The 13423-nt window shown below is 34.2% G+C and carries 9 protein-coding genes; 7 read left to right on the top strand and 2 right to left on the bottom strand.

Going from position 1 to position 13423, the window contains the following annotated elements:
* Positions 1 to 456, bottom strand: a 456-nt coding sequence (locus CHI06_RS20065) for a hypothetical protein (protein ID WP_142300989.1), incomplete at its 3' end; no start/stop codon positions are given.
* Between the two features lie 992 nt (positions 457 to 1448).
* On the opposite strand from CHI06_RS20065, the gene CHI06_RS20060 reads away from it, so the two are divergent.
* From CHI06_RS20060 to CHI06_RS20050, 3 genes are all read left to right on the top strand, one after another.
* On the top strand, positions 1449 to 1775 hold the full coding sequence (locus tag CHI06_RS20060; protein ID WP_095250381.1) for a nucleoside triphosphate pyrophosphohydrolase: 327 nt from the start codon (positions 1449 to 1451) through the stop codon (positions 1773 to 1775).
* Positions 1768 to 4197 (top strand): DEAD/DEAH box helicase family protein, encoded by a 2430-nt coding sequence (locus CHI06_RS20055; protein WP_095250380.1) that lies wholly within the window; start codon positions 1768 to 1770, stop codon positions 4195 to 4197. Before CHI06_RS20060 ends, CHI06_RS20055 begins: the two co-directional genes overlap by 8 nt.
* Before the next feature lie 327 nt (positions 4198 to 4524).
* Complete coding sequence (locus tag CHI06_RS20050) at positions 4525 to 5538, top strand: hypothetical protein (protein ID WP_095250379.1); 1014 nt, start codon at positions 4525 to 4527, stop codon at positions 5536 to 5538.
* Between the two features lie 257 nt (positions 5539 to 5795).
* On the opposite strand, the gene CHI06_RS20045 is transcribed toward CHI06_RS20050, so the two are convergent.
* Positions 5796 to 10604 carry an AAA domain-containing protein gene (locus CHI06_RS20045; RefSeq protein ID WP_095250378.1) on the bottom strand — a complete coding sequence of 1603 codons (4809 nt, stop codon included), beginning with the start codon at positions 10602 to 10604 and terminating at the stop codon, positions 5796 to 5798.
* A 566-nt stretch (positions 10605 to 11170) separates the two neighbouring features.
* Between CHI06_RS20045 and CHI06_RS20040 the strand changes: the two genes are divergently transcribed.
* From CHI06_RS20040 to CHI06_RS20025, 4 genes are all read left to right on the top strand, one after another.
* On the top strand, positions 11171 to 11917 hold the full coding sequence (locus CHI06_RS20040) for a DUF2087 domain-containing protein (RefSeq protein ID WP_095250377.1): 747 nt from the start codon (positions 11171 to 11173) through the stop codon (positions 11915 to 11917).
* A 22-nt stretch (positions 11918 to 11939) separates the two neighbouring features.
* Positions 11940 to 12296, top strand: coding sequence for a GIY-YIG nuclease family protein (locus tag CHI06_RS20035; RefSeq protein ID WP_095250376.1), 357 nt, complete (start codon positions 11940 to 11942; stop codon positions 12294 to 12296).
* A gap of 98 nt (positions 12297 to 12394) precedes the next feature.
* Entirely contained in the window at positions 12395 to 12613 is a 219-nt protein-coding gene (locus CHI06_RS20030) for a hypothetical protein (RefSeq protein WP_095250375.1), read from the top strand.
* Between the two features lie 295 nt (positions 12614 to 12908).
* Positions 12909 to 13103, top strand: coding sequence for a hypothetical protein (locus CHI06_RS20025; protein WP_095250374.1), 195 nt, complete (start codon positions 12909 to 12911; stop codon positions 13101 to 13103).
* Positions 13104 to 13423 lie beyond the last annotated feature (320 nt).

Raw genomic sequence — 13423 nt, 5'->3', positions numbered from 1 at the left:
AACACCCTCGTTTAAGTTCATTAAGTTGGACTGAAAACCTCCAAGTTGAATAAGTATTAAAAATTTTTCGCTTATTTTTTTAAAGTCGGATTTTATATAATTGAAAGCTTTTTGGTCCGTTATCTTTTCACTTACTGTAGATTCTAATACTGATTTTAGGTAATTAATATCTAAATTGCTTAAAACATTACTATATATGTATGCAGAATAAAAGTCTGCAAGATGCGCTTTATAATAAACAAAATCATTAGCTATATTTTCTATTCTGGCTTTTACATATTTTTCTTGTCTGAGTCTTTCTATTAATTTATTGATAGTATCTTGGTGTTTTATATCTGATAAAAATTTCTGTTGTAAAAACCTCTTAATCTTACTTTGCTCACCTTTAAAGTCAGAAATTCTTTGATTTATAGCTTTGATATTTTTAGTAACAAACTCATCTGTAATCTTATTCATATTTTCCCCCATTTTGTCTCTCACCAACTTAAAATATTTTAATAGTAATGATATCATTAAAGCTATATAAGGTTAAAGTTTAATGTATATATTTTTTGATCGATACGAAAAAACTTGAATTGAACAACTGATAAGTTGTAAAAGACTTCTGAAGATTGTTGATTTGGATCTACACCCGAAAAAATGATATTCAAATGAAAATGCTGTAATTAAATTAATCCTAATTATAGAAATGAAAAGTAAGACATCAAAATAGATAAAAGAAAATATATCTATTGGACAACAGTTTGGTAAGTTAACCGTAATCAAATCAATTAAAGTAGATGAAAAAGGTATCAGAACCAAGTGGGAATGATTTGCAAGTGTGTAAACATCCGATTGCTAAGAGGACCCATTCTACAAAAAAGAGTCTCCCCCTCGTGTGGAAAATGTTTTAAGAGCCAAGATCTAACAGGAAGACGTTTCAAAGATTGCTCGTGTTAAATAGTGGTAAAGATGATGGTTATTGTAAGTGGGTTTGTGATTGTGATACCACGGCAACAGTACATTAAACCAATTTATTAAGAAGAGTTACAAAAAGTTATGGTTGCCTCACAATTGATCTGTTGTAGGAACTAGATTAAGTATCAGGAACACATCATATTACCAATAGTGGTTACATAATATCTGGGATACCATGAAAGCCCGTTGATATCGTAAGAACAGCAATTACTTCAAAAATTTCGGAGCCAAGGGAATAACTGTTTGTGATGAATGGAGAAATAGTTTTGAAAACTTTTATTAGAGGGGTTCTATCTTTTTTTACTGATTTTGACTACAATCTGATCATAAAGTTGTTTTTTAATATTCATTTAAACTTTTTGTTATTTATTTTTTTGATTTGATTTAATATAACTTTTTGTTTTTCTTTGACAGATAACTTACCAAAGACTGTAAATTATTTTAACATTAGTTATAATATAGCTGTAATTTCATTATTGGAGGAACCTAAAATGCCTATTCATAACAAACTAGTTCGTGATTTTATCCCAGAGGTGATTGAAAGTACCGGGAAAAAATTCACTACAAGAATACTAGACAATGAAGAATACATAATGGAACTAAAAAATAAAAGCTTTGAGGAACTTAATGAATACATAAATGCCAAAAGTGATAAAGAAGCGATTGAAGAGTTAGCTGACCTTTTGGAAATTATACATGCACTAGCTGAATACCATGGTGCGAAATTTGATAAGGTGGAACAGTTTCGGTTAGAAAAAGCTGAAAAGCGTGGTGGCTTTAAGGAGAAAATTTTTTTAATCGAGGTTGAAGATGAGTAAGGTCCAACTGATTACAAGAGACCTTGGTTTGCACTTAATTGACAAAATTGAAGGGGCTTTTACAGTCTGTGTTTTGTCTTCTTTTGTGATGAAATCAGGGGTCAGAATTATAAAGGAAGCTTTGAAAAAAGCTGCTCAAAATGGGGCGGATATTAAGATATGTACTGGTGACTATTTGTACATTACTCAGCCAGAGGCTCTAGAAGAACTGCTCTCAATTGATGAGAGTATTAGTATTCGACTATGGAAAAGTAATGGTGTTTCATTTCATCCAAAAGCATATCTTTTTCAATCCAATGAACATGATGTTCTCTTTATTGGTTCTTCCAATCTTTCAAATTCTGCTTTAAATCAAGGCATCGAATGGAATATTTCTGTGAGTGATGAAAAAGATGTTTTTAATGGAGCACTAATGGAGTTCCTTGATATTTTTTACTCTGATCATACTGTTTCACTAAATAAAGAAACTCTCGAAGCGTATCGAGCTAATTATTATGAATATCAGCGAAAACATCCAAATCTAGTTCGAAAATGGACTGAACTTGAGGAACAAGAATTAATGCTTCCAGCAAATAAGGACAGTCATGAAAAGCCTGATTTCGTATTAGAATCACCTGTTTCTTATGGAGAGATACTGCCTCGTTTTGCGCAAATTGAGGCACTTGAAGAGTTAAATAAAACTTTAGAAGAAGAGTACAATAAAGCTTTGGTTGTGATGGCTACTGGACTGGGAAAAACCTATTTGGCTGGATTTTTTGCACAAAACTTTACTAAGATTCTCTTTATTGCTCATCGTGAGGAAATTCTCCATCAAGCAAGAGATTCTTTTAAGAGAATTATGCCTGAAAAGCAGTATGGTATATACAATGGCAAGAGAAAAGAAGGTGGAGCAGATGCCATATTTGCTTCGATCTATACACTAAGTATTAAAAAACACCTTGAGCAGTTTACAGCGGATGAATTTGATTTAATTATTGTTGATGAATTCCATCATGCTGCAGCAGACTCATATAAACGTGCGTTAGATTATTTTCAGCCGAAATTTTTACTAGGGATAACAGCGACTCCAGATCGAAATGACAATAAGGATGTATATGCGCTTTGTGATGGGAACGTTGCATTCAGATTAGATTTCTTAGAAGCCATTAACCGCCAATGGTTAGCCCCCTTTACCTATTATGGGGTATATGACGACACAGACTATAGTCAAATAACATGGCTTGGAAATCGATATGCTGAAGAGGAATTACTGAAAGTTCAATTAAGAGAAGAATTAGCTCAAAAGATACTACAAGCGTGGAAAGATAAGAAGCAGACTAGAACACTGGGATTTTGTTCTTCCATTAGGCAAGCCGACTATTTATCAAAATATTTTAATAAACATGGCTATCATACCGTTAGTCTCCATTCTCAGCAGACTGGAATCAGTAGAAATCAGGCCATTTCGCAACTGGCAAAGGGTGAAATGGATATTATTTTCACGGTTGACCTTTTCAATGAAGGTGTAGATATTCCGGCCGTAGACACGCTTTTATTTGTCAGGCCGACTGAATCATTGACAGTTTTTACTCAACAAATTGGCCGTGGACTTCGACTGCATCCTCATAAGGAAAAGTGTGTAATTATTGACTTAATCGGAAATTATCGTAATGCAGATATTAAATTAGGATTATTTGATACACAACCTAATGAGGGTAAACCTAGAAACATCCAACCAACATTACCAGGCTTTTGTGAGGTTAATTTGGATGTTAATGTCATTGACCTTCTTAAAGAAATGATCAGAAAACGGCAACCGAGAAGAGAGAAGCTCTTCCAAGATTATATGGAATTAAAAAGGGATATAGGTAGAAGACCTATATATTTGGAATTACATTTAAAGGGAGCTTCGGATTCACCGCAATATCGACAGGAATTTAATTCATATTTTGGCTTTCTAAAGTGGGCTGAAGAATTAACGGAACGAGAGATTGAAATATTTGACCGTTATGAAAATTGGTTAATCGAAGTAGAAAAAACAGGGATGGCTAAAAGTTATAAAATGATTGTATTATTAGCCATGCTCGAATGTGGAAAATCGAACTGGTTCAAGCCTATAACTTCAAAAGATGTAGCGCCTTTCTTTCATCACTACCTTATGGAAAAAGAACATCGAAAAAGAATTGATTTTTCCGATAAAGGAACTAAGAAATTATGGGATTATGATGAAAAAGGTGTTAGTAAACTGATTGCTACCATGCCAATGACGAAATGGAGTGGTAGTTCTAAGAGATTGATATCCTATGAAATTGATGTGTTCCAATTAAACCTTGATGTATTAAAAGAACATGAGGATATTTTATTCCAATGGACAAAGGAAATTTGTGAGTATCGCTTACATTATCACTTTGAACGGAAGGCACGATCACCATATAGACTATAATATAGGTATCAAAAGGGCTGCTATAATAAGCGGCCCATTATGTATTTATATACATTTATTCTGCAAATGTTTATATACATATATCACCTAAAGTATCCGCTTCTAGGAGAAAGAGGAATTCATTGTAATGTACCTCTTTAAGGAGTAGGAAACGGCGAACAGCTGGATTTTATAAACACCAGCTGATAATCAATAAAGATAGGTAAAAACTGCAAACATATTTTTGACTAAACGTAAAAAACTATCCGATAACATCCTAAAAGTTTTTGTTATAGGACTAGGATTAGGATCTAACCGCACTCATAAAAGGAGAATGGAGAATAATTTATGCATGTTCCTATCACCATTAATAATAGAGATATCAAACTACAAAATGATGAATTTCAGTCTTTCACCTTTAAAGAGTTAGGTATTCAAGAATCAGATATAGAGGAGTTTCTTTCAGATAATTTACAACTCCTAGTCGATGAGGAAGAAACGTTATTACTGATTGGTCAGCAAATCCAAAATACCCAAAGAGGTAGAAGTGACTTGGTTGCAATTGATAATCAAGGTAACTTAGTTCTAATCGAAATAAAACGCGATATTGAAGATATACGTAATCGGAAAGAACCCTTTGAGTTTCAAGCTATTCGCTATGCAGCTAATTATGCAAAGATTAATGACATTGACGATGTGATTAATAAAATTTATGCCCCATATCTTGAAAAGAAAGGTAAAGTCACGCACGAGGCCTTAACATCTTCAGAACAGGCAAGGCGTATGATTAATGAGTTTTTAACCGATAATGACGCAATACGTAATTTTAATAAGAAACAACGAATTATTTTAGTAGCATCTCAGTTTGATGAGCAAACCTTATCTGCATGTGCTTGGCTGATCAATAATCATGTAGATATTACTTGTATTACCGTTGAGCCGAAAAAGTTTAAAGATCAATTCTTCCTAGAGGTTGATAGACTGCTACCAGTACCTTCTTTAGCTGATTTTTATGTAGAAGTCGGAAATACTGCTACACCAAGTCAGATGAGATTATCTACCTCTAAAATTTCGAATCGATCGTTGCCAAAAATGCCTCAGTTGTTTGAATGGGGCATTATGCAGGCAAATCAGGAAATCTATATTAAAAAATATCCTGAACAAAAGGCAAAAGTAGTAGATGAGAATACTGTCATTTATCAAAATGAAACGATGTCATACAATGATTTTGGTAAAAAGGTGACTGGATGGAGCTCATTATCTGTCTATGAATGGTTAGTTGTCGAGGGTCAAATGCAAACACTTCATGAGTTACGATTGGAAAAATTAGAAAAAATTAATCAATTAGAAAACCAAGGGTAAATTTATTCAATCATAATCTCCCCAAATCCATGTACACATAAAAGAAGGTGAATGGGTAGTTGAAAAGGATTATATTATGGTTTTAAAAGGGGAGAGGGATGGGGATTAACCTAAAGGGCACCTCCTAACCCCAAATTCCATTCTCTTTATAACCCCAACACAAAAAAATCTTTGGATGGAAGGATTTGAAATCGGAAAAGTTGGAATGTAAATCAAAACAAAAGGCGCACCCAATAATAAAGGGTGTGCCCTTTGTATTATCCATGGAAACTTGTATACCATGCAGGTCTACGGTTTGTAGAATTACTACCGTTTGGTGCATAAGAAAAATGAATGTTTTGTTCTTTTAACTTTGAAATAAACCCAGTTAATTCTGTATCTCCCAGGAGCCAAAAGGCGCCATTTTTATCTCGCATATCAATAACTTCATGTCCAAGGCTCTCTAAATATGTTTTCAATCCTGCGGTAGCAATGTTTATGTGTTTCTGATCTAACTTTTTCTTCGTTTCAGTTAAGGCAAGTTTTTTAGTTAGAACTGTAGACTGAATTATATGTTTTTTACTTGTCGCGGGCGAAATGGGTTGGTTAGAATCCTGTGACGAAAAATCAGTTTTTACTCGAGAATCACTGCGGTGCTCATTTTTTCTTGTAAGAGATATAGTCACCGTATTAGACTGTCTCTTTGGATCAATAGGACCAACTGGTTCGATTTGATAGTGTTTAAGCGTTTCCCATAGAGATTCTAGTGCTTTTTCTGGGTTGTAATAATATTCACTACCTCTAACTCTCCAGAATCTCCAACCACATCTCTCTAATATTCGTTGTCGATTCATATCATAGTCGTATCGATCAGGACCATGCCATTGATCGCCATCACATTCTACGGCAATTCTGCCTTTTTCTCCTTCAACAACTAAATCTATTCGATAACCTGCTACTTCAAATTGAGGAATAATTCGATATCCCTTGGCAGCTATTTGATCATAAACACTACGCTCAAAGTCGCTTTCACATTTGTCACGATTCGTTGAGTGGATTTCCTTGTCAGGATTCTCGCAATAAGAAATCAGCTGATATCGCATGTCTTCCTTATTTCTAAGATCATTAACGGTAGGAGTATGGAAGAGCCATAGTTGGTCTTTAGCTCGGCTAACGGCTACATTATAACGGCGTTTGTCTTTTTCAGTAGTGAGGGCCCTCAGGGCTGTTTCTCCAGGAGCTGCAACCATGCTTAAAAACATAATATCTCTTTCGTCACCTTGGAATGCATAGGCATCACCACAAATGAGATTTCGCTTTTCCATTTCCTCAGGTCCAATATTTTGTAATAGTTGATACTCGATAAGCTGTGCCTGACCTTCATTTTGAAGACTGATGACACCTATCGATTTTCCCTTATAAAGTGGATTCTCAATACAAGCTTTAATTTCTGCTACTAGGGCATCTGCCTCGGGTCTATTCATAACTTTTTGGCCAGAACCTTCCCGATATCCATTAGGAATATGTCTTATCTGGATAGGTTCTAGTCGATTAGGCGGATATTCCCTTAATGGAATTAATGGTGTATGTGTATAGCTAATTCGGTTTGAGAACTGAATGATCTCAGGCATACAGCGGAAATGTTCTCGTAGCGTGATTCGACCGCCAAATAACACATTCGCTAAATCAAAGAATGAGTTTTCAATGTCTAATAAATCTGCAAGCTTAAAGTCATATAAATATTGCTTTCGCAGAAATTGGATTTCTTCTCTCTTTATTCCTACATATTCAGGACTAATCTGTTTATCATCACCCACAACAATAAGTTTTTTGGCAATATACTGGAGAATGACGGCTTCAGGTCCAGATTGACTTGCCTCATCGATGATAACCACATCAAAAAGGTCGGGTTTAATTTCGAATGTTTCAAATATCCGATACAGTGGCATAATCCATGCCGGAATGGCATCACGGCAATACGACATATGATATTGGGCATCGCGTAAATGAATAGGTGCGTGCTTTCCTGTCCCTTTACCAACCTTTCTCATCGATGTGGTCCACGCAAGCAAGTGTTGCCGTTGACCTTCTGTCATGGTAGACAAAGTGGAATACCAGGCCTTTAATGCACCTAGTTCAGCAATCATTTTCTTCATAAATCTATTATTTTCTTCGAGTTCGTTTTTCAATTTATCTGTGCTCGTTTTTGAAAAATCTTGAAACCAAGTGTCTGCTTTGGCCCATAGAAACGCTTCTTCAAATTGTTTAAATCTCTCTAAACTTTTCTGTAAATCAAATTGGTGTAAAAGTTGAGAGTATAACTTCGGCATTGCTTTTTTCAACTTTTGCATAAATGTCTCACACTTCACCAATTTACGAGAGTATTTATCTAATTCGGCAATTACAGCTACAGCTGAAACATAACTATTAAAATTTCTTACCTTAATCGCTTGAAGAAGAATTGGTACAATAGGATGTGAAGAGTTTACATCAATTGAACCTTCAATTGTTTTGATCAACTTCATGAAGGAATGTTCAATTTCTGATAATTGTTCCTTTCTAGATAAATAATCCAGCTTGCTAATTAGTAACCCCACATTTTCAGGATTCAATGTATTTATAGAAACTGCTGCTTTTACGAGTTCGTTTTCTGATATCTTATCGATTAGCTCCTTCAATGAAAAAAGAAGAGTGAATGGTTCTAGAAAATCAAATAATTGGGCAATTTTCATGGATCGAGCAGTCTTAGCATCTGGTTGAATGTTGAGATGTTCAGAGATCATCTGTTCCACTTTTTTGATTGTAGAGTCCACCCTAACGGCTTCTTCTAACATTGTAATTGTCTCAAGATGATCACATTTCCGACCATCAATTCTTACTTCTTTAATAATATACCAAGCATCCTTTACAATCTTTGGACGAATTAATGGCACGCCAAGTCTATTTCCACTTTCTAAGTGTTGCTTTAGCAAAGTTACATCCGATTGCAATTGCGTTAATGAAACACTGCCTTGGCCGCTGATTTCAACAAGATTATGCATTTTAGCAAGGTCTTTGATTGAATCAATGTAATTCATGACTTGCTGATAAAATTCTTCCCAAGGACGAAATTTACTACTGAGCAGATCCTTTTTTGCTTGGTCCACCCAATTTTCATTAAGGCTTTCAACGGATAAAATGGCTTTTCGGATATCCAATAGATTGTTTTTTAAAATGAGACGATTAGCTGCAGGGATTTGTATAAGATAATCTAGTCCCACTTTAATATTTTCATCAAACTGTTGTAATTGTTCTTTTATATTAAATTCTTGCTCTATAAGGTGCTTAAAGGCATTAGCTTCAAGTAAAAGATCAGAAGGAGGTAAAGCTAATTGGATTTGTTCTTGGATATCCTTATCCAGTTCTCCCAATAATGCTACAAGCTCCAATGCCTCAGCATTCGTAAAGGGAAGGGGAGTGTCCATTTCAATTCTGTCCGTTACCCAATTGTACTTCGTCTTTTCTTTATTCAGGTTATTTGCAATGGTTTGGGCTGTCCCTTTATATTTTCCATCGAGTAAATAATGTTCATAAGTTTCTGTTTCACGAATGGATCTAAGCTGCTGCTTTAGAAATGCATCTCTTTCTTTCCTCGTTTTTAAATCTGCTGCAAGATCATTGATTTTTTTGGTTGTAATATCAGGGTTCCAGGAATCTCTTTTATTGGAGATAACTTGAACAACACTTTCTAAATCTTTATAAAATTTTGAATCAGCTCCTAATAAACTCACACACAAGGCCTGTAATTCAGAAGGAACCTTATCTTTTAAAACCTTTAATGCCCGAGGTGTCTGGCTTGTAATCAGTACACGCTTCCCTGTTGCTAAAAGATGGGATGTTAGGTTGGCAATAGTATGACTTTTACCAGTACCAGGTGGTCCCTGGACAAGGACTCCATTCCGTGTTTCTAAGTTTGTAATAATCCTTTGCTGCTCTTCATTAGCTTCTAGAGGAAAATAGATTTCAGAATCTTTTACATTAATATTTTGATTTGTTGAACTGGATCCACCTTCTTGGTAATCATCTATTTCGCTAAAAATACGAACAATTCCAAGTGGAATATCCAAAGACCCACTACTTGTATTTTCGATTACGGTGTTACAGGCCTGTTGGAACCCTTTTTCATTTCTTTTTCTTAAAATAAGAGCTGGACTAAAGGACACAGCGGGGTCTTTTGATGAATTTCGAATACTATGTTTAACATCTTCAGCATAATGTCCATTTGCTGATACCGATTGGACAAAGGAACGCAGAATAGAGTCCAATAATTCTTTGTTCCAAACATTTTCATGCAGTGAACTCATTGTTTCTTTTATCGGTTCCATCGCTTTATTGTCTAGTCGATCTTCCAGCTCTAGCATATCTTGCTCGATTTCTGGTCTAATACCTTCTGCAGAAGGTATAACACGAATCTCTGCTTTATTGGAATCAAATTCGAAGGAACAAGGTACGGTTAAAAGATGGCGATGCACTTTATTTGAGTTTGCCGTCTCCCAATTCAACAGTCCTATTCCGATTATTAACTCGAATTGTTCACCTAGTTTCTTTTGCTTTTGATAGGTTGTAAATAACTTTTCGTAAATATCTTGTATCCTTTGTACTCGAAGAACTTCACTTTGCCAGGGCTTCCATTTGCCAGTTATGTAATAGTCAAAGCTACTAGTTATTTCAGGGTGATCTTTGAGGTAAAGATACTTTTCCTCATCTGAATCCTCTTCCTGATAATTAGGATTGGGTATATTTTCCTTTAGTTTTGGTTCCATTTTTGTATTGTCAATTTTGTTCGTGGTATCAAGCCAATTTGAAATGGATTCTGGAGGTTTAGGAAATACAGGGAAGGTTGGCTTTTTTATTTCCATCCATGTATCCTTTACTGCTTTGTTATTAATTGGTGATAAACACTCAGCTTCATCTGGAATATCTGCAATCCAAAAGGTATTTTCATATTGCTGTAAATCAAGTATTAAAGGTGCTTTCAATAGCGATAGCTCTTTTAAATAATGAAAGAGCCTAACTGTCCGATCCTTATTTAAAGTAGCAGAGTCCAAGAAATTTCATCCCCCAACAACAAATTATCATTACAAGTTATTCTATGTTACAACAATTAATTATATCACTATAGGCTAGGACTTTAGAAGGTGTACTGGATGTTATATGCATAATTTGAAATGAATGTAAAAAGAAGAATAATGCGATTGAAAAAGTGAATTAATGAGTAAGCAAAAGAGTCTATATTATATGTTGGTTAATTTACTATTCCGGTTTCATTTTCAACGTCAACGGCATTCCTTTTTTTACCGTTGCGGTGATGATTTGTGTTTCTGGAGGGTTTAAAATGCGTTATACTTCGGAATTTTATTTACCATATTATTGAATAAATTTTGGGTGTTTTATCCTCTAAGAATCTCCTACAAAGTTTAGTAGACTGACAAACCTTCCTTACTATTTCATAAACGTAATAAAATGTTGTTTGCTTATTCATATACAAAACTTTAATATTGTTTGTTTTTTTATTGACATAATCCAAACGGTATTGTAATTTGTTTGTAGAAAAACAAACGAAATTCATTCGTGTTTACATTTATTTAAATTGAAGAGGGTGTGTTTTATAAGGATGGAACTATCAAATGTTTTTTGGAATGCCTCATTCGATGAATTGAAAAAGGGCTATATTCAAGACTTTGATTCATTTACTTGTCTATTATGTGGTGAAAAGATAGAAAAAGGGATTGTTTATCCTTTTGAAAATAAATTTTACGAAGCTGAAAGGTTTATGCGAGTTCATATTGAATGTGCCCATGTATCCATATTTGACTATTTACTTGGAATGGATAAGAAACTTACTGGTCTTACTGAACATCAAAAGAACCTATTATCCCTTTTTTATCAGGGGAAAAATGACAAAGAAATTCAGAAGGAATTGGGTATTGGAAGTGTGTCTACTATTCGTCATCATCGTTTTGCCTTAAAAGAAAAGGAACGTCAGGCAAAGACTTTTTTGGCTATGATGGAATTACTGAAAGAAAAAGATGAATATGCACCAGCTTTTGTACCCGTGCATAAGACAGCCACAATGATAGATGAGCGATATAACATTACGCAAGATGAGCAAGAGCAATTGGTTAATAAATACTTCTCAAATGGAGTATTAACGAAGTTTCCCCAAAAAGAAAAACAAAGACTTATTGTCCTAAGAGAAATTTCTAACCATTTAAAAATGGATTACAATTATGATGAACAGGAATTAAACCAGATTTTAAAAGGCTTTTATGAGGATTATGTATTAATAAGAAGGTATTTAGTCGAATACGGCTTTTTAGACCGTAAATCAGATGGAAGTAGTTATTGGTTAAAAAAGTAAATGAAAATGAGCAGGTGAAAAAATGGACCGGAGAAAAGAGTTGAAACAACAATTTAAGGAAACATCCGTTGAAGCGGGAATCTATCAGATAAAGAATACGATCAACAATAAAATATTGGTAGGAAGTACGAAAAATTTAAAAACTCTAAATGGCATAACATTTATGCTTGAAACAAATGGATACACTACGAATAAAGAGCTGCAAAAAGAATGGAACCAGTACGGAAGAGATGCTTTCAAGATTGACATCCTCGAAAAATTGAAAAAGGATGATGGACACTATTTTAACGAAAAAGAAGCTTTATTGGCACTTGAAGAAAAATGGCTAGAAAAGTTACAACCATATGGAGAACGTGGCTATCACCAAAAAAAGTCCTAATTTGTGCAGCCCTTATATTAGGAGCTTTTATAATGGCGGATATTAATATTGAGGCTGAAATGCCTGTTAAAAGAGGAAGTCTATGAGGAGGGACGAATATGAAAAAAAGTGAAGAAACGATCTCGTTTTCCGCAAATAAGAAATGGCTTGCTATTCCTGCAGATATGCGCAAACAATTGGAACGAAATGTTTGGTGTAGTTATTGTATTGATGTTGTTCAAATTGAAAATTATGTCGTCAAAGAATCTCCTCCAGGTATTGTTCTTGAGGGGAGCTGTAAAAAATGCGGAAAAGATGTGGCCAGATTTATTGAGTAGTATTACATTACTTTAAGATTATGGAATATTTAGTTCCAGTAACATTGATTGATTACAATGCTATTTGAATTTTTTGTATAATTTTGATGTGATTTGTTTTTCAAACCTCTAATAATTTCTCAATAATATAATTATGTAAACTATTGAATAAAACCCTTAAACGGTCTGTTTTTTCATAATAACTAACTTCCCCTATCTCTTTTTTCCACATAAGAAGAATGTATAAAAAGTGAAAATGTACAAAAAACTAATTTGTAAGCAAAGAACAGGATATTGAACTTATTGGGGGAAAGAAATGAGTATCAATAAAGAGTCAGCAAAAATATTAAGTAGCAATTTATTACGGTTTATGAATAGAAATACAGATAAAGAAACTTTTAATCAATTTTCCGCACTATTATTTAATGAACTAACATATATATTTGAAAGCGACGAAGTAATTGGATGGTTTTTAGATTGGGCTCGGGAAGAAGGTAGTAAAAAAGAGTAAAATCAGGATTCAAACTTTTTGGGAGAGCCCAGGATATAACTTGAATTTATTTACAGCTGATTGAAAAGTCAGCTGTTTTTTGCCGCTGTACTACTACGAATTTTTTTGTAATATATAATATCATTTATTAGTCGAAAGGAAATAAGTGATTTATACTGAAAACAATGAATGTACTAGAATATGGAGGAAAAACGAATGAAATTTCCAAATGATCCTGATTATGATGCTTTACATAGTCTCTATAAAGATGGATTAGATTTCAAAAGACAACAATCAGTGGACTTTTTTGTTGCTGTGCCTGATAAAGCAACAGGTGAAGT

Source organism: Bacillus sp. 7884-1 (assembly GCF_002272245.1).
In the GTDB taxonomy this organism is placed as follows: domain Bacteria; phylum Bacillota; class Bacilli; order Bacillales; family Cytobacillaceae; genus Neobacillus.
This window is presented reverse-complemented; position numbering and strand designations above follow the sequence as displayed.